This is a genomic window from Paraburkholderia sp. SEWSISQ10-3 4 (genome assembly GCF_030464785.1).
Lineage (GTDB): Bacteria > Pseudomonadota > Gammaproteobacteria > Burkholderiales > Burkholderiaceae > Paraburkholderia > Paraburkholderia aspalathi.
This window is the reverse complement of record NZ_JALPRI010000005.1, coordinates 125814-142852: the sequence shown is the minus strand read 5'-3', so window position 1 is coordinate 142852 and position 17039 is coordinate 125814. Positions and strand designations below refer to the sequence as shown.

At 63.0% G+C, this 17039-nt stretch carries 13 protein-coding genes; 8 read left to right on the top strand and 5 right to left on the bottom strand.

Features of this window, described 5'->3' with window-relative positions; translation table 11 throughout:
• Positions 1–253: 253 nt before the first annotated feature.
• Positions 254–793: an META domain-containing protein gene (locus M0D68_RS13980; protein WP_093639415.1), complete on the bottom strand. Its 540-nt coding sequence runs from the start codon at positions 791–793 to the stop codon at positions 254–256.
• A gap of 171 nt (positions 794–964) precedes the next feature.
• Here M0D68_RS13980 and purT point away from each other — a divergent pair, with 171 nt between their 5' ends.
• The 3 genes from purT (at position 965) to M0D68_RS13965 (ending at position 3005) form a co-directional block, all read left to right on the top strand.
• The gene (gene purT, locus M0D68_RS13975) at positions 965–2179 is read left to right on the top strand and encodes a formate-dependent phosphoribosylglycinamide formyltransferase (protein ID WP_093639418.1); all 1215 of its coding nucleotides are present in this window, start codon (positions 965–967) and stop codon (positions 2177–2179) included.
• Positions 2180–2308: 129 nt separating this feature from the next.
• Positions 2309–2521 carry a DUF6726 family protein gene (locus M0D68_RS13970; RefSeq protein WP_093639421.1) on the top strand — a complete coding sequence of 71 codons (213 nt, stop codon included), beginning with the start codon at positions 2309–2311 and terminating at the stop codon, positions 2519–2521.
• A 115-nt stretch (positions 2522–2636) separates the two neighbouring features.
• Entirely contained in the window at positions 2637–3005 is a 369-nt protein-coding gene (locus M0D68_RS13965) for an MliC family protein (protein ID WP_097391805.1), read from the top strand.
• Here the strand turns inward: M0D68_RS13965 and M0D68_RS13960 are convergent.
• Positions 2995–3255, bottom strand: coding sequence for a hypothetical protein (locus tag M0D68_RS13960; protein WP_266224566.1), 261 nt, complete (start codon positions 3253–3255; stop codon positions 2995–2997). The two genes, M0D68_RS13965 and M0D68_RS13960, sit on opposite strands and share 11 nt — an antisense overlap.
• Before the next feature lie 33 nt (positions 3256–3288).
• Between M0D68_RS13960 and M0D68_RS13955 the strand changes: the two genes are divergently transcribed.
• The 3 genes from M0D68_RS13955 (at position 3289) to M0D68_RS13945 (ending at position 8327) form a co-directional block, all read left to right on the top strand.
• A complete protein-coding gene (locus M0D68_RS13955) occupies positions 3289–4941 on the top strand; it encodes an acetolactate synthase large subunit (protein WP_093639430.1) in 1653 nt (550 codons plus the stop codon).
• Positions 4942–5026: 85 nt separating this feature from the next.
• The gene (locus M0D68_RS13950) at positions 5027–6463 is read left to right on the top strand and encodes an aldehyde dehydrogenase family protein (protein WP_266224564.1); all 1437 of its coding nucleotides are present in this window, start codon (positions 5027–5029) and stop codon (positions 6461–6463) included.
• A 376-nt stretch (positions 6464–6839) separates the two neighbouring features.
• Complete coding sequence (locus tag M0D68_RS13945) at positions 6840–8327, top strand: DEAD/DEAH box helicase (RefSeq protein ID WP_097393560.1); 1488 nt, start codon at positions 6840–6842, stop codon at positions 8325–8327.
• Positions 8328–8427: 100 nt separating this feature from the next.
• On the opposite strand, the gene gluQRS is transcribed toward M0D68_RS13945, so the two are convergent.
• Together gluQRS and M0D68_RS13935 are read right to left on the bottom strand one after the other, a co-directional pair.
• Positions 8428–9312 carry a tRNA glutamyl-Q(34) synthetase GluQRS gene (gene gluQRS / locus M0D68_RS13940; RefSeq protein ID WP_266224563.1) on the bottom strand — a complete coding sequence of 295 codons (885 nt, stop codon included), beginning with the start codon at positions 9310–9312 and terminating at the stop codon, positions 8428–8430.
• Positions 9313–9441: 129 nt separating this feature from the next.
• Complete coding sequence (locus M0D68_RS13935; RefSeq protein WP_266224562.1) at positions 9442–10305, bottom strand: sulfurtransferase; 864 nt, start codon at positions 10303–10305, stop codon at positions 9442–9444.
• Between the two features lie 270 nt (positions 10306–10575).
• On the opposite strand from M0D68_RS13935, the gene dnaE reads away from it, so the two are divergent.
• Positions 10576–14151, top strand: coding sequence for a DNA polymerase III subunit alpha (dnaE, locus tag M0D68_RS13930; protein ID WP_200619785.1), 3576 nt, complete (start codon positions 10576–10578; stop codon positions 14149–14151).
• A gap of 59 nt (positions 14152–14210) precedes the next feature.
• Here dnaE and M0D68_RS13925 read toward each other — a convergent pair whose 3' ends face one another.
• Positions 14211–14972: a glycosyltransferase family 2 protein gene (locus M0D68_RS13925; protein ID WP_200619784.1), complete on the bottom strand. Its 762-nt coding sequence runs from the start codon at positions 14970–14972 to the stop codon at positions 14211–14213.
• 239 nt (positions 14973–15211) lie between these two features.
• Between M0D68_RS13925 and msbA the strand changes: the two genes are divergently transcribed.
• Complete coding sequence (gene msbA, locus M0D68_RS13920) at positions 15212–17005, top strand: lipid A export permease/ATP-binding protein MsbA (RefSeq protein WP_200619783.1); 1794 nt, start codon at positions 15212–15214, stop codon at positions 17003–17005.
• Positions 17006–17039 lie beyond the last annotated feature (34 nt).

The following is a 17039-nucleotide window of genomic DNA, read 5'->3' as shown; positions in this document are numbered from 1 at the left end:
CAACGAATGACGGACGCGCAAGAACGCAATCCGTCGAGTTTAACCGGCGAAGCCCGATGCTTCGAAGGCAGACGCAAGTATGCTTGCGTCAAATGGGAAAGCAGGCCGGCGTGCGGCCCGCCGTCGGTGAAAAACAACGGCTGCTACGGCAACGTGTGCGCGCCATGCGGACCGTGTCGACCGCAAGCGCAAATCCGCTTGCCGGTCCGCCCGGCGGTCCACCGGCCGAACCGCTCAATGGTAAGCGTACCGATCACTTGGCGCTGCGGTCGAACGTGAGCGTGTCGCCGTTATCGAGCACCAGTTGCATCTGCTGCGGCGCGCGCATCTGCACGCCGGTACGGTCGATGTGGTTCAGCGCGTCGAGATACGGAGCTTCGATCTGCCCGCCCGGCGTCGCGCATGCCATGCGCGTGCCGCCTAGGGTGCCGAAGCTGAGCTTGCCGTCTTTCAGCGCATACGAGCCCATGTAACGATTGCAGCCGGAAAAGCCGCTGGCGTGGCGCTGGCCTTTGTCGGTAGAGAGCACGAGCGTGATCGGCGCGCCCTGATCCGCGGTCGGAATCGCGCGGGCCGTGCCGTCGGCCTGTTTCCAGCCGCTGAGCACCCAACTGGTGTCGTCGAGCAACTGGGTGGCGGCCGGGTTGAACGGATCGGGCGGTGCCGCTTCCGAGTCGGGATGCTTCGGCATGGCGCACGCGCTGCATAGCGCGGCGACGCTCAACGCGGCGATGGCCGTGCGCGCAAAAGGGATGAAGCGCGCAACACCTCGCGCGGAGGAGCTTTGGAGCATGACGTCGTTCCTCTTCAAACTGGCGAAGGCGTAAGGGTAACGCACTCGGCACGCCGCACGCGAGCGCTGCGTCGACGCAGCGGGTGCGGTGCGGGGTGCGCATCGGGGGACGCATGTTAACATCGTGTTCTACTCAATCCCACCCTCATCCGACTTTTATCTGGAGACCCCATGCAGATCGGCCAACGGATCGGCACGCCCCTTTCTGAATCCGCCACGCGCGTTATGCTGCTCGGCGCCGGCGAGCTCGGCAAGGAAGTGATCATCGCGCTGCAACGGCTGGGCGTCGAAGTGATCGCCGTCGACCGCTATCCGAATGCGCCGGGTCATCAGGTCGCGCATCGCTCGCACGTGATCGACATGACCGACCGCGCCGCCTTGCGCGCGCTGGTCGAACAGGAGCGTCCGCACCTGATCGTCCCCGAGATCGAAGCCATCGCGACCGACGCACTCGCCGCCATCGAAACCGACGGCCTCGCCGAGGTAATCCCGACCGCGCGCGCCACCCAGCTCACGATGAACCGCGAAGGCATCCGCCGTCTGGCCGCTGAAGAGCTCGGTCTGCCGACCTCGCCGTACGCGTTCGCCGATTCGCTTGAGGAACTGCGCGCGGGCATCGCCAAAGTCGGCTATCCGTGCGTCGTGAAGCCGGTGATGTCGTCGTCGGGCAAGGGGCAGTCGGTGCTGAAGAGCGACGCGGATGTAGAAACCGCCTGGCAATATGCGATGGCGGGTGGCCGCGTGAATCACGGCCGGGTGATCGTCGAAGGTTTTATCGACTTCGAATACGAAATCACGCAACTCACCGTGCGCGCGATCGATCCGGCGAGCGGCGAAGTCAGCACGTATTTCTGCGACCCGATCGGCCACGTGCAGGTGGCGGGCGACTACGTCGAATCGTGGCAGCCGCAGCCGATGAGCCCGCTCGCGCTGGAACGTTCGCGCGAAGTGGCGCACAAAGTCACTGCGGCATTGGGCGGCAGAGGCCTGTTCGGCGTGGAACTTTTCGTGCGTGGCGATGACGTATGGTTCTCGGAAGTGAGTCCGCGTCCACACGATACCGGTCTGGTCACGCTGTGCTCGCAACGCTTCTCGGAGTTCGAACTGCACGCGCGCGCGATTCTCGGTTTGCCGGTGGATACGTCGCTGCGGGCGCCGGGCGCGTCTGCGGTGATTTACGGCGGACTGGACGAAACGGCGATCGCGTTCGAAGGTGTCGCGGCGGCGTTGGCCGTGCCGAATGCGGATCTGCGGCTCTTCGGCAAGCCGGAGAGCTTCGTCAAGCGCCGTATGGGCGTGGCGCTGGCCACTGGCGAGACGACCGACGAAGCACGCTCGCGCGCGAAACAGGCCGCGGCGGCGGTGCGGCCGGTTTCCACGAAGTAAGGCGCGTTAAAGCGCTGCCTTGCGGCGCTGCAGCGTGTCGATGTGACGTGAAGTGGAGTACCCGCGCGCTGCGCAAACCCGCCGCGCGCGAAACCCGACTCATTGAAGTTCGTTGAAGTAGAGGTACGTATGCCCCTGGAAACCCGCAAGAACGTGCGGTCTGGAAGGTTCGGCCGTCTCGGCGCACTGGGTGTGATACTCGCGCTGTGTGCAGGGATGACAGGGTGCGGCCTCGCCGCTGCGCCGTGCCGGGTGGCGTCGGCGGGACTGAAGATCGTGCCGCTGGTCGGGCACGTTGCCGCCGCGCCGACCGACGCTTGCGCCGACGTGATCGATCCATAAGCGATCCACGACCGGTTCACGATGGGCTCATGAGCGTTCGTTCCGGGCATGCAACACAGCCGTAGCGCAAAGCGTGCCGCCAATGCTTGATGTGCAACAACAATCGAGGCTTCGAATGAAGAAATGGCTTGTTGCAGTCACCGCGGCAGCGGGTCTTGCGGCACTGTACGGCAATGCATGGGCCGCGCCATTGAACCTCGCCGACATTCAGGCGAAGAATCGCCAGACGCACAAATACACCTGCGCGACCGGCAAGATTCTGCAGGTGACCTACTGGAACACGGCGAACGGCCAGAGCTTCGCGCTCGTGCCCGTCAAGGGCCAGCAACTGCTGTTCGTCAACACAATCTCGGCTTCCGGCGCGAAGTATCAGGCCGGCAGCTACACCTGGTGGACCAAGGGCCCGCGCGCCGACCTGTACGACGCGACGGACGGCGAAAACGCCCCGCCGATGCTGTCCGACTGCGTCACCATCAATCGCTGAGCATGATGCGGCGTCTTTCTTCAGACACGCCGCCTGCCTCGCCTGACGTTTGTCTCTGCCTTGCGGCGCTGCCCGCCTGCGCACATCCTTTCCGTTCGAGTAGTAAGCTGTCCGGCATGGCATCCGCTGTGCCCGCTGCCATTGCTGTCGCCTGTGTCGTCGCTATCGCCGTTATGTCAGGCTGCGCTTGGCTCGCGCGGCTGTCGTCGTCTTCGATCGTCCGATATTGGACTTCAACGGGCGGGCTCATGGCCCGCGTCCGTTTCATCAAGCGAGACCCTCCATGAAAGCATCGGACCTGTTCGTCAAATCGCTGGAAGCCGAAGGTGTCGAGTACGTGTTCGGCATCCCCGGTGAAGAAAATCTCGATCTGCTCGAATCGCTGCGCCGCTCGAAAATTCGTCTGATTCTCACGCGTCACGAGCAGGCGGCCGGTTTCATGGCCGCCACATATGGACGCCTCACTGGACGCACCGGTGTGTGTCTGGCCACCCTCGGTCCGGGCGCGACCAACTTCGTGACCGCTGCCGCGTACGCGCAGTTAGGCGGCATGCCGATGCTGATGGTGACGGGGCAAAAGCCGATCAAATCGAGCAAGCAGGGCCATTTTCAGATTGTCGACGTGGTGCGGATGATGGAGCCGCTCACCAAGTACACGCGGCAGATCGTGTCGATCGCCAACATTCCGGCCGCGGTGCGCGAAGCGGTCCGTCAGGCAGAAGAAGAGCGGCCGGGCGCCACACACCTTGAATTGCCTGAAGACGTCGCGCACGAAGAAGGCGACGGCCATCCGATTCCGAAGAGCTTCAGCCGCCGCCCCGTTGCCGAAGAAAAGGCCGTGGCGCGCGCGGTCGAAGCGATCACGAAGGCGAAACATCCCTTGCTGATGATCGGCGCGGGCGGCAACCGCAAGACCACCACCAAGATGTTGCGTGAATTCGTCGACCAGATCGGCATTCCGTTCTTTACGACGCAGATGGGCAAGGGTGTAATCGACGAATCGCACCCGATGTGGCTAGGCAACGCCACCTTGTCCGACGGTGACTTCGTGCACCGCGCGATCGACCACGCGGATTGCATCATCAATGTCGGCCACGACGTGATCGAGAAGCCGCCGTTTTTCATGCGCAGCGGCGACGCCGGCGAGAAGACGGTGATTCACGTCAATTTTCTCGGCGCGGAAGTCGACACGGTGTATTTCCCGCAGATCGAGGTGGTCGGCGATATCGCCAACGCGGTGTGGCAGCTCAAGGAAAGCCTCAAGGAGCGTCAGGAACACTGGGATTTCACGCGTTTCAAGGAGATCAAGCAGCACTTCGAGGAGCATCTGGTCAAAGGCCAGCACGACGACCGTTTCCCGATGTACCCGGTGCGGATCGTCAACGACGTCTACGAGACCACGCCGGTGGACGGCATCGTGTGTCTGGACAACGGCATGTACAAGATCTGGTTCGCGCGCTACTACCGCGCACACGAACCGAATTCGCTGCTGCTCGATAACGCGTTGGCGTCGATGGGCGCCGGCCTGCCGTCGGCGATCGCGACCAAGATCGTGCATCCGGACCGCAAGGTCATGGCGGTGTGCGGCGATGGTGGCTTCATGATGAATTCGCAGGAACTGGAAACGGCGGTGCGTCTGAAGCTCGATCTGGTGGTCCTGATTTTGCGCGACGACGCGTTCGGCATGATCCGCTGGAAGCAGGAAAACATGAACTTCCCGGACTACGGCATGACGCTGCGCAACCCAGATTTCGTCGCGTATGCAGAGAGTTACGGCGCGAAGGGGCATCGCATTGAATCGGCCGCGGAATTCGCGCCGCTGCTGCGCGAATGTTTTACGACGCCGGGCGTGCATGTGATCGATCTGCCGATCGACTACTCGGACAACGAACGTGTGCTGAATCGCGAGATCAAGCGGCTAAGCGCCCAACTATGAATGGTGCGGCCATGCTCGGCAACGGGGCCTAGCCCTTGGCCGGCTCTATGGCTGATGTCAGGCATTGGATCAAGGAGAACGCGTCATGTTGAACAAAACTTACCCGTACTACCTCGCCAACGTTGCGGTGGCCGCCAACACGGACCTCGAAGTCACGGATAAATTCAGCGGCGAAGTGGCGACCCGTGTGGCGATGGCGGACGCGGCGGCGATCGACAAAGCGATCGGCTATGCCGTCGACGCGATGCCGGCAATGCGCGCGTTCCCGCCATTCAAGCGCCAGGCCGTGCTCGAACATTGCGTGAACCGGTTTCGCGAGCGTTACGACGAATTGGCGCTTGCGCTGTGTATCGAAGCCGGCAAGCCGATCAACGACTCGAAAGGCGAGGTCACGCGTCTGATCGACACGTTCAAGGTGGCGGCCGAAGAGTCGGTGCGCATCGACGGCGAGATCATCAATCTGGAGATTTCGCCGCGGGCGAAGGGCTATCACGGCTATGTGAAGCGTGTGCCGATCGGTCCGTGCTCGTTTATCTCGCCGTTCAATTTTCCGCTGAACCTGACTGCGCACAAGGTCGCGCCGGCGATCGCCGCAGGCGTGCCGTTCGTGTTGAAACCGGCGAGCCGCACGCCGGTCGGCGCGCTGATCATGGGCGAGATTCTGGCTGAAACCGACCTGCCGAAAGGCGCATTCTCGATTCTTCCCGCGCATCGCGACGGCGCCGATCTGTTCACCACCGATGAGCGTTTCAAGCTGCTTTCCTTTACCGGCTCGCCCGCGGTGGGCTGGGAACTGAAGAAAAAGGCCGGCAAGAAGAAGGTGATTCTGGAGCTGGGCGGCAACGCGGCGGCGATCGTCGACGGCGATCAGGGCGGCAAGCTCGACTACGTGGTCGACCGGCTGGCGTTCGGCGCGTTCTATCAGTCCGGGCAGAGTTGCATCGGCGTGCAGCGGATTCTGGTGCACGCGAAGATCTACGACGCCCTGCGCGAGAAGCTGATCGCGAAGACGAAGTCGCTGATCATGGGCGATCCGAAGGACGAAAAGACCTTTGTCGGGCCGATGATCTCCGAATCGGAGTCCAACCGTCTCGCCGGCTGGATGGAAAGCGCGGTGCAGGCGGGCGCGAAAATCGTCGCCGGCGGCAAGGTGGATGGCGCGATGTTCGAGGCCACGCTGCTCGAAGGCGTGAAGCGCGACACCGACCTCTATCGCAAGGAAGCCTTCGGCCCGGTGGCGATTCTGGAGCGTTTCGACGATTTCGACGCGGCGCTCGCTACTGTCAACGACAGCGACTTCGGCCTGCAAGCCGGCGTGTTCACTGATTCGCTCGCCCATGCGCATCGCGCGTGGGATCTGCTCGACGTGGGCGGCGTGGTGATCAACGACGTGCCGTCGTTCCGGGTCGACAACATGCCGTATGGCGGCGTGAAAGATTCAGGGCTCGGGCGCGAAGGCGTGCGCTACGCGATCGAGGATATGACCGAGATGCGCCTGATGGTGATGCGCGAGACGTGGTGACTGGCGGTGCGGCGGATCGGGTTTAGCCGGACTGTCATGCATCTGTCGCATGCGCGCACTACGCTGCCTGCGAAGCGTTCCGACCCTCGCAGGTCGCTTTCGGGGCCGGCACGGGCGGTCCGGCGAGCGGCTCGCCGCCCGGCTTTCGCCGTCGTAAGCAGAAAGCCGGCAGATGCGCCATGAGTGTTTTTGCTGAAGTGCTACAATACCGGCCTTTCCGGCGGGTGTTTCCGCCGGCCGGAGCCGGCCGCATTTTTCCCGTAATACTGACGGGTCCCGTGCGGAACGCCGTGGCTCCGCCTTCATCCTGATGCCCTCTGCGGTTCCGACCGCTGCCGCGCGCACCGCGCCAAGCGCATTTTTAGCGAAAGCCACCATGTCCGACACAGCCGTCACGCCCAGTACTGCGACTTTTGATCAATTCGGTCTCGCGCCCGACATCCTGAAAGCCGTCAAAGAATCGGGCTACACCATCCCTACGCCGATCCAGGAGCAGGCGATTCCCGTCGTGCTGGCCGGCCGGGACATGATGGGCGCCGCGCAAACCGGCACCGGCAAGACCGCGAGCTTCTCGCTGCCGATCATCCAGCGCTTGCTGCCGCAGGCCAGCACGAGTGCATCGCCCGCCCGCCATCCGGTGCGCGCGCTGATCCTCACGCCGACCCGCGAACTGGCCGACCAGGTGGCGGCGAACGTGCAGTCGTACGCGAAGCACACGGCGCTGCGCAGCGCCGTGGTGTTCGGCGGTGTCGACATGAATCCGCAGTCCGAGCAGCTGCGCCGCGGCGTCGAGATTCTGATCGCAACGCCAGGTCGTCTGCTCGATCACGTGCAACAGAAAACCGCCAATCTCGGCCAGGTGCAGATCCTCGTGCTCGACGAAGCCGACCGGATGCTCGACATGGGCTTCCTGCCGGATTTGCAGCGCATCCTGAACCTGCTGCCGAAGGAACGTCAGACGCTGCTGTTTTCGGCTACGTTCTCGGGCGAAATCAAGAAACTGGCCGCCACGTACCTGCGCGACCCGCAGACGATCGAAGTCGCGCGCAGCAATTCGACTGCGACTAATGTGACGCAGATCGTTTATGAAGTGGCCGAGGGCGACAAGACGGGCGCCGTCGTTAAGCTGATTCGCGACCGCGGCCTGAAGCAGGTAATCGTGTTCTGTAACAGCAAGATCGGCGCGAGCCGGCTGGCGCGGAGCCTGGAGCGCGACGGTGTGATCGCCACGGCGATTCACGGGGACCGGACGCAGAATGAGCGGATGCAGGCTCTGGATGCGTTCAAGCGTGGCGAGATCGAGGCCTTGGTGGCGACGGACGTCGCTGCGCGCGGTTTGGACATTGCCGAGCTGCCCGCTGTGATCAACTTCGATCTGCCGTTCAATGCGGAAGACTATGTACACCGGATTGGCCGTACCGGGCGTGCTGGGGCGTCCGGCGATGCGTTGTCGCTGTGCAGCCCGAATGAGCGCAAGCAGCTTGCCGATATCGAGAAGCTGATCAAGCGGCCTTTGGAAGTGCAACACCTGACTGTCGATACGCCGGTGCGGCACCACCATGAAGAGCGTCCGCCGCGGCGCGAGCGCGTGGATGGCCGTGCAGAGGGCCGTGACGAGCGGGGCGGTCGCCGGCGTTCGGGGGCTTCGTCCTCGGGATCGTTCGATCGGCCGCATCATCATCGTGCGCAGCCTGTGGATGATTTTTTCCTCAAGCCTTATGAGCCTTCGGCGGCTTCGGTGAGGAAGGTTGAGGAGGCGGCTGCCTCGTCTGCTGCGGCTCCGCAGAAGTCGACTTCCAAGCAGCCGTTGGCTGCGTTGCTCGGTGGGTTTGGGATGCCGAGGAAGTCGCCGTCGTCGACCTGATTGCTGACTCTTTGCTTGGGTTTGTTGTTTTTAGCGTTTCTCTTCTGAGCGGTTCACCGGCGCTGCCTCTGTTCGGGGCGGCCGCAACGGCCCGCCGCCATCACATCCGCATGCCCGTGCGCTTCGCCCATGCTGCCGTCGCGGCAGCATAAAAGCCCTCTAGCGTCGTATGCACAGTCCCGTCTAGCTCAAGACCCAGATGACGCGCGGCTGCGCTCAGCGCTTCAAGCGGTTTGTCATTGTCCAACGCGGTTGCGCCGTTTTGCTTGCTGAGCTTTTCGCCCTGATCGTTCGTGACCACCGGTACGTGCAGATACTCCGGCGTCGGCACGCCGAGGCAACGCTGCAGGTAGATCTGCCGGGCAGTTGAATCCATCAGGTCCGCGCCGCGCACGATGTGCGTAATCCCCGCGTCAGCATCGTCGACCACCACCGCCAGTTGGTACGCCCACTGATCGTCAGCGCGTCTCAGCACGAAGTCGCCGACCTCGGTGGCCAGGTTCTGCGTCTGCTTGCTCTGCCAGCGGTCCTCGAATGTGATCACCGCCGCATCGCCGTCGGGGACGCGCAGGCGCCATGCGCGCGCCGGTTTGCCATGCAGGCCGCTGCGGCAGGTGCCGGGGTAGGCAAGGGTGGTGTTGCGCGCGTGGACATGCAGCAGCGAGTCGGCAATTTCTTTGCGCGTGCAACCGCATGGATAGATCAGGCCGGCGGCCTTCAATTGCTCCAGGGCTTCCTGATAGCGCGCAATACGGTCGCTTTGCCAGATGGGTGGCTCGTCTGCGTGCATGCCGAAATGCTCGAGGGTCGACAGAATCTCTTCGGCCGCGCCTGGGACGGTGCGAGGTCCGTCGATGTCTTCAACGCGCACCAGCCACGCACCGCCATGCGCGCGCGCGTCCAGCCAGCTTGCAAGCGCGCTCACCAGTGAGCCGAAGTGCAAGGGCCCGGTAGGCGACGGCGCGAAGCGTCCACGATAGGTCATGGGGTCGATGAGTGTGCTGATGCGCAAAGACGAAGAGCAGATGAGGAACCCATGCCGCTCAGCCATGAATTCGTATAGGGGCGGCGGGCCGCAACTTGAAAGCGCACGCCCCCGCGGCGACCGCCCGCATCACGCGGCGTGTGCCGCCTTGCTGTCCGGATGGCATTCCGGACACGTCTTGCCCGCCACGTACATCGGCGATTGTTGCGCTTCGGGTGGCACCACCGCGCGGCAGCCGAAGCATTGCACGGTCGCGGTTGGCTCCAGTTGCGGATTCAGCGCGGTACGGTAGTCGAATACGAAACAGTCGCCGTGATAGTGCGCGCCGCCGACTTCCTCGAAATACTTCAGGATGCCGCCTTCGAGCTGGTACACGTTCTCGATGCCGACTTCCTTCATGTGGATCGCCGCCTTCTCGCAGCGAATCCCGCCTGTGCAGAACGACACGACCGTCTTGCCTTCGAGGTCGGCGCGGTTTTGTTCGATGACTTCGGGAAACTCGCTGAATTTCGTAATGCGGTAGTCGAGCGCGTCGTCGAACGTGCCGACGTCCACCTCGAACGCATTGCGTGTGTCCAGCATCACGACGGGGCGGCCTTCGTCGTCATGGCCGCGGTCGAGCCAGCTTTTCAGCGTGGGGGCGTCGACAAACGGCGCGCGGCCAAGCTCCGGCCGGATGGCCGGCTTTTTCATCGTGATGATCTCGCGCTTGAGCTTGACCAGCATGCGGGTGAACGGCTGCTTGTCCGACAGGCTTTCCTTGAACTGCAGATTGACGAATTTGCCATCAAACAGCGCGTCGTGACGGATGTAGTCGATGAACGCGTCTGTGGCTTCGCGCGTGCCGGCCACGAACAGGTTGATGCCTTCCGGCGCCAGCAGGATGGTGCCGCGCAAGCCGAGCGTATTACAGCGCTCCGTAACGAACGGGCGCCATGCGGCGGTGTCTTCGATGGTCGCGAAATGATACGCGGCGAGATTGACGATACTCATGTGTGTCCAGCGGTAAGAAGTGGCGGCGCGGAAAACAGGGCGCATTGAACGCCCGCATTCAAACTCCATGCGGCGCGGCCACGTCGAAAAGGGCGAAACCCGTATTATCCCTCAAGCTGGCGCTTTGGCCGACTCGGCCGAATGGCCAACCCTTTGTGGCAGCGCAAATCGCCTGCACAACGCCGGTGTACGGTGCGCTCGCGTTTCTGTCCTAAGCCGAACGGCTGACGCGTGGTTTTGGCCTGAAAACTCCGGAAGGGTGGAGTTACAATGTCGCCCATGTCAGATCCCCGCTTCGTTCATCTTCGCGTCCACTCCGAATTCTCGATTGCCGACGGCATCGTGCGTCTTGACGACATCGTCAAGGCCGCCGCCAAAGACGGTCAGGGTGCGCTCGCCCTCACCGACCTCGGCAACGCGTTCGGTCTCGTCCGTTTCTACAAGGAAGCCCGCGGCAAAGGGGTCAAACCCATTGCCGGCTGCGACGTCTGGATCACCAATCCTGACGACCGCGAAAAGCCTTCCCGTTTGCTGCTGCTGGTCAAGAACCGGCGCGGCTATCTGAATCTGTGCGAGCTGCTCAGCAAGGCATCGCTCACAAACCAGTATCGCGGCCGCGCGGAAATCGAAGCCGGCTGGCTCGAATCAGGTCTGGGTGAGGGCCTGCTCGCGTTGTCGGGTGCGCAACAGGGCGACATTGCCCTCGCGCTTGCCGCCGGTAACGAAGAAGCGGCCAAACGCAATGCATTGCATTGGGCGAAGGTGTTCCCTGGCGGCTTCTATATCGAACTGCAACGGTGCGGTCAGCCGGGCGGCGAGCAGTACGTGCAGCAGGCGGTTGCGCTCGCGGCATCGCTGAAATTGCCGGTGGTGGCCACCCACCCCATGCAGTTCATGACGCCGGACGACTTCACCGCGCACGAAGCGCGCGTGTGTATTTCCGAAGGCGACATCCTGGCGAATCCGCGCCGCTCTAAGCGCTTTACGTCCGAGCAGTATTTCCGCACGCAGGAAGAAATGGCGGAGCTGTTCGCGGACTTGCCGTCGGCGCTCGCCAATAGTGTCGAAATCGCCAAGCGCTGCAACCTGACGCTTGAACTCGGCAAACCGAAGCTGCCGCTCTTCCCGACGCCCGACGGCATGTCGCTCGACGACTACCTCGTGCAATTGTCAAAAGAAGGCCTCGAAAAGCGTCTCGAACAGTTGTACCCGGATGCGCCCGAGCGCGAGGCGCAGCGCGAAACGTATTACCAGCGCCTCGAATTCGAGTGCGGCACGATCATCAAGATGGGCTTTCCGGGCTACTTCCTGATCGTTGCGGACTTTATCAACTGGGCCAAGAACAACGGCGTGCCGGTCGGTCCGGGCCGGGGCTCGGGTGCAGGTTCGCTGGTCGCGTATGCACTCGGCGTGACCGACCTCGATCCGCTGCGCTACAACCTGCTGTTCGAACGTTTTCTGAATCCGGAACGCGTGTCGATGCCCGACTTCGACATCGACTTCTGCCAGCACGGCCGCGACCGTGTCATTCAGTACGTGAAGGAAAAATATGGCGCGGACGCCGTGTCGCAGATCGCCACCTTCGGCACGATGGCGGCGAAAGCGGCGGTGCGCGACATCGGCCGCGTGCTCGATCTCGGCTATATGTTCACGGACGGCATCGCCAAGCTGATTCCGTTCAAGCCGGGCAAGCACGTCACCATCGCCGACGCGATGAAGGAAGAGCCGCTGTTGCAGGAGCGCTTCGATAACGAAGACGAAGTGCATCAGCTGCTCGAACTCGCGCAGCGCGTGGAAGGCCTTACGCGCAACGTCGGTATGCACGCCGGCGGCGTGTTGATCGCGCCCGGCAAGCTGACCGATTTCTGCCCGCTCTATACACAGGGCGACGAAAGCGGCGTCGTGAGCCAGTACGACAAGGATGACGTCGAAGCCGTCGGCCTCGTGAAGTTCGACTTTTTGGGCCTCACCACGCTGACCATTCTGGACTGGGCCGAGCGCTATATCCGCCGTCTCGATCCGTCGAAGAAAGACTGGTCGCTCGCGCAGGTGCCGCTCGACGACGCGGCGTCGTTCTCGATCCTGAAGAAAGCGAATACGGTCGCCGTGTTCCAGCTGGAAAGCCGCGGCATGCAAGGCATGCTGAAAGACGCGCAGCCTGACCGCTTCGAGGACATCATCGCGCTGGTGGCGTTGTATCGTCCTGGCCCAATGGATCTGATCCCGAGCTTCTGTGCACGTAAGCACGGCCGCGAAGTGGTGGAGTATCCGGATCCGCGCGTTGAATCTGTTCTGAAAGAGACCTACGGCATCATGGTCTACCAGGAGCAGGTGATGCAGATGGCGCAGATCATCGGCGGCTACTCGCTCGGTGGCGCCGACTTGCTGCGTCGCGCGATGGGTAAGAAGAAGGCCGAGGAAATGGCCGAGCACCGCGAGTTGTTCCGCCAGGGCGCCGCGAAGAACGGGCTGGCCGGCGAGAAAGCGGACGAAATCTTCGACTTGATGGAGAAGTTCGCGGGCTACGGCTTCAACAAGTCGCACGCGGCGGCGTATGCGCTGCTTGCGTACTACACCGCATGGCTGAAGGCGCACCATCCGGCGGAATTTATGGCGGCGAATATGTCGCTCGCCATGGACGACACGGACAAGGTCAAGATTCTGTTCGAGGACTGCCTCACGAACAAGATGGCCGTGTTGCCGCCGGACGTCAATCTGTCGGCGTACCGGTTCGAGCCGGTCGCGGAAGCGGACGGCAAGCGCTCGAAAACGATCCGCTACGGTCTCGGCGCGATCAAGGGCAGCGGCCAGAACGCGATCGAAGAAATCATCCGCGCGCGTGAAGAAGGCCCGTTCATCGACATCTTCGACTTCTGCAACCGGGTCGATCGCCGGATCGTCAATCGCCGCACGGTGGAAGCATTGATCCGCGCCGGTGCGTTCGACACGCTGCATGCGAATCGCGCACAGCTGATCGCCTCGGTCTCGCTGGCCATGGAAGCCGCCGAGCAGGCAAGCGCCAATGCGATGCAGGCGGGCCTGTTCGATATGGGCGACGCGCCGTCGCAAGGTCACGAACTGGTCGACGAGCCGGAGTGGCCGGAAAAGAAGAAGCTGCAGGAAGAGAAGGCCGCGCTCGGCTTCTACCTGTCGGGCCATCTGTTCGATGCCTACAAAGATGAAGTGCGCCGTTTCGTGCGTCAGAAGATCGGCGAATTGAAGGAAGGGCGCGACAAGTTGGTCGCTGGCGTGATCGCGTCGCTGCGCACGCAGATGACCCAGCGCGGCAAGATGTTGATCGCGCTGCTCGACGACGGCACCGGTCAATGCGAAGTGACTGTCTTCAACGAGACCTTTGAAGCGCACAAACAGCTGTTCAAGGAAGACGAATTACTGGTGGTGCAGGGCCAGGCGCGTAACGACGCATTCACCGGCGGCATCCGTTTCACGGTCGACACGGTGATGGACCTCGGCCGCGCGCGTTGCCGTTACGCGGAAGCCGTAAAGGTGCAAATGAACGGCAATGCGGACGCGTTGGCGTTGCGGCGCGTGCTCGAAGCGCATAGCGCGGGTAAAGACGAGCCGCAAGCTGCGCCGGCGCCGGCGGCGTCATCGCGCGGTGGCAATGGCGGCGGTGGTGGCCGCAACGGCGGCGGTTATGGCGGCGGTGGCCAGCGTCAGGCTGTGCAGATTCCGAACGGCCTCGCCGTGCAGGTGGTCTATCGCAGCGAAAACGCGCAAGGCGAAATGCGTCTGGGCGACGCGTGGCGCGTGAAGCCGACAGACGAACTGCTCGCGGCATTGCGCGGCGAGTTTGCCGGAAGCTCGATCGAAATCGTCTATTGATGTCTGGTTGGCCCGCGCGGTTGCGTGGGCGTGGGCCAACCGTTGGCGAGCCGCGGCCGCTAGCGCCGGGTCTGCTCCCCCATCCGCGCCAGCTTCAAAAACCGGTAGTACACCGTTTCGGCATTGAACACCGCGATCATAAAACCCGCGCGGCCGTCGAGAAATCCACGCCGCAGCACATAGGTTCGCACGAACGCCCACGCGCCGCGCCCGAGCGCCATGCCAAAACTGCCGCGCTTGCCCGCTGCGTGACGTTGCTGCGCACCCGCTGTCGAATACGCGTCGAGCTTGCGCAATACGCCTTCGAAGTCCTCGTAGGAGTAGTGCATCAGCTTGCCGGTCAGGCGCTGCGACGGCGTGTCGAACACCAGGCGCTCGTGCACGAGGTCGTCGGAGAAACGCGCGGCGCCACGTTTGAACAGGCGTGGAATCCAGTCCGGATACCAGCCGCTGTGATGAATCCAGTGGCCGCAAAAGCTCGACAACCGGTCCACCGCGTAGACATCGGCGGTGGGCGCGGCCAGCGCCGCACGGATCGCCGCTGCCAGTTCCGGCGTGACGATTTCGTCGGCGTCGAGCGAAAGAATCCAGCTGGTGGTCAGCGCGTCCACGGCGCGGTTCTTTTGCGGACCGAAGCCCGGCCAGTCGGTTTCCTCCAGCACGCGCGCGCCATGTGCCCGGGCGATCTCGGCGGTACCGTCGGTGCTGCCGCCGTCGATCACGACGATCTGATCGGCGAAGGCCACGGCCTGCAGGCATTCGGCCAGTCGCGCCGCCGCGTTTTTGGTGATGATGGCGACGCCGAGGGTGGTTTCTTGCATACCTGAATTGCGTGGAGGGTGCAGGGTGGCGAAATGGGTCGCGCAAGTATACACAGCGCGCGGTGGCCGTGGCCGGACACGGCCGCCGGCGGCTGGCGACCCGTGAATCCGGTCGAATCTGGTCAATTCACACTACCGGCCGCGCAATCCGCAACCGTTTACAATGCCGTATTTAATTTTACGTGCAGCGGGCATTCCGCCCGCCGCACGGATGCTGTCCCGCATTCCCAGAGGATTCCTTGAGCGCGAAGCCTACGTTAAGCAAACCCATCGGTTCAGGTGAGGCATCGTCGCCTGCCGTCGTCTTCCGGCGTTTGTGGCCATATATCAAGCCGCTGTTGTGGGTGGTGGTCGGCGCGATCGTCGCAATGGCGGTAAGCGCCGGTACCGACGCGGCAATCCCCGCCTTGCTCAAACCGCTGCTGGACAAGGGTTTCGGCGCGCATGCCAACGACAACGCCAAGTGGTTTGTACCGGCCGCGGTGATCGGCCTCGCGCTGATTCGCGGCGTGTCGCAATACGCGTCGGGTTATCTGCTCGCCTACGTATCGAACAAAATCCTGCTCGATCTGCGCCTGAAGATGTTCGACCGCATGATCCACACGAGCGTGGCGTTCTTCCAGCGCGAAACCGCGAGCACGGTGATCAACGCGATCGTCTTCGAGGTCAACCAGATTCTCAACGTGTTGTTGAGCGTGCTGGTCACTCTGGTGCGCGATTCGCTGACAGTCGTGTTCCTGCTCGGCTACCTGTTTTATCTGAACTGGCGCCTGACACTGATCGTCGCGGTGTTGCTACCGGGGATCGGCTGGCTGGTGGGCAAGATCAACCGCCGTTTGCGGCGCCTGAACCGCGAGCATCAACTGCTGACCAACGAACTGTCGTACATCGTCGAAGAGACGGTGGGCGGCTACAAGGTCGTCAAGGTGCACAACGGCGAGCAGTACGAGACGGACCGCTTCACGGCGATGAGCAAGCGTCTGCGCGGCTACGCCATGCGCATGACGGTCTCCGGTGGCCTCGCGCAACCATTGACGCAGTTCCTCGCGTCGATTGCGCTCGCCGTGGTGATTACGATTGCCGTGGTGCAGTCGTCGTCGGATCAGACTACTGTCGGCGGCTTTGTGGCGTTCGTTACGTCGATGCTGCTGATCATCTCGCCGCTCAAGCACCTGATGGACGTGAACCAGCCGCTGCAACGCGGCATGACGGCGTGCGAGCTGATTTTTGGCCTGATCGACGAGCCCTCCGAACCGGAAGGCGGCGGCAAGCCGCTTGAGCGGGCTCACGGCGAAGTGGAATTCCGCGACGTGTCGTTCACCTACGGTAGCAACGCCACGCATGGCCGCCACACGCTCGACCAGGTGTCGTTCAAGGTGGCGCCGGGCGAAATGGTGGCGCTCGCGGGCCCGTCGGGCAGCGGCAAGACCACGCTGGTGAATCTGCTGCCGCGTTTTTTCGATCCGACCGGCGGCGAGATTCTGGTCGACGGCGTCGCGCTGCCGGAATACGGCCTGCACGCGCTGCGCAGCCAGATCGCAATGGTGAGCCAGGACGTGGTGCTGTTCAACGACACGGTGGCGAACAATGTCGCTTATGGCCAGCCGGCCGATCCGGACAAGGTCAAGGCGGCGCTGCGCGCGGCGAACCTGTGGGACACCGTCGAGGCGATGCCCAGCGGCATCGATACGCTGGTCGGCGACAACGGCATGATGCTCTCGGGCGGTCAACGCCAGCGTCTGGCGATCGCGCGCGCGATCTACAAGGACGCACCGATTCTGATTCTCGACGAGGCCACCTCCGCGCTGGATTCGGAATCCGAACGCCACGTGCAGGCGGCGTTGGAAACCTTGATGAAGGGCCGGACCACGCTCGTGATTGCGCACCGTTTGTCGACAATCGAACGCGCTGACCGGATTTTGGTGATGGATGCCGGGCGTATTGTCGAGCGCGGCAGCCATCGGGAACTGCTGGCGCAAGGCGGGCTGTACGCGCATTTGCATCGCATCCAGTTCCAGCAGGACGCAGCGTAAATCCTGACGAGTGCGCTGGCGTCGCAGACACCTG

Bases quoted from the DNA above. Each gene is read 5' to 3' on its own strand.
- purT (WP_093639418.1), top strand. From the start codon at position 965: ATGCAGATCGGCCAACGGATCGGCACGCCCCTTTCTGAATCCGCCACG.
- M0D68_RS13945 (WP_097393560.1), top strand. From the start codon at position 6,840: ATGTCCGACACAGCCGTCACGCCCAGTACTGCGACTTTTGATCAATTC.
- M0D68_RS13955 (WP_093639430.1), top strand. From the start codon at position 3,289: ATGAAAGCATCGGACCTGTTCGTCAAATCGCTGGAAGCCGAAGGTGTC.
- gluQRS (WP_266224563.1), bottom strand. From the start codon at position 9,312: ATGACCTATCGTGGACGCTTCGCGCCGTCGCCTACCGGGCCCTTGCAC.
- M0D68_RS13965 (WP_097391805.1), top strand. From the start codon at position 2,637: ATGAAGAAATGGCTTGTTGCAGTCACCGCGGCAGCGGGTCTTGCGGCA.
- M0D68_RS13970 (WP_093639421.1), top strand. From the start codon at position 2,309: ATGCCCCTGGAAACCCGCAAGAACGTGCGGTCTGGAAGGTTCGGCCGT.
- M0D68_RS13925 (WP_200619784.1), bottom strand. From the start codon at position 14,972: ATGCAAGAAACCACCCTCGGCGTCGCCATCATCACCAAAAACGCGGCG.
- M0D68_RS13950 (WP_266224564.1), top strand. From the start codon at position 5,027: ATGTTGAACAAAACTTACCCGTACTACCTCGCCAACGTTGCGGTGGCC.
- dnaE (WP_200619785.1), top strand. From the start codon at position 10,576: ATGTCGCCCATGTCAGATCCCCGCTTCGTTCATCTTCGCGTCCACTCC.
- M0D68_RS13935 (WP_266224562.1), bottom strand. From the start codon at position 10,305: ATGAGTATCGTCAATCTCGCCGCGTATCATTTCGCGACCATCGAAGAC.
- M0D68_RS13960 (WP_266224566.1), bottom strand. From the start codon at position 3,255: ATGAGCCCGCCCGTTGAAGTCCAATATCGGACGATCGAAGACGACGAC.
- M0D68_RS13980 (WP_093639415.1), bottom strand. From the start codon at position 793: ATGCTCCAAAGCTCCTCCGCGCGAGGTGTTGCGCGCTTCATCCCTTTT.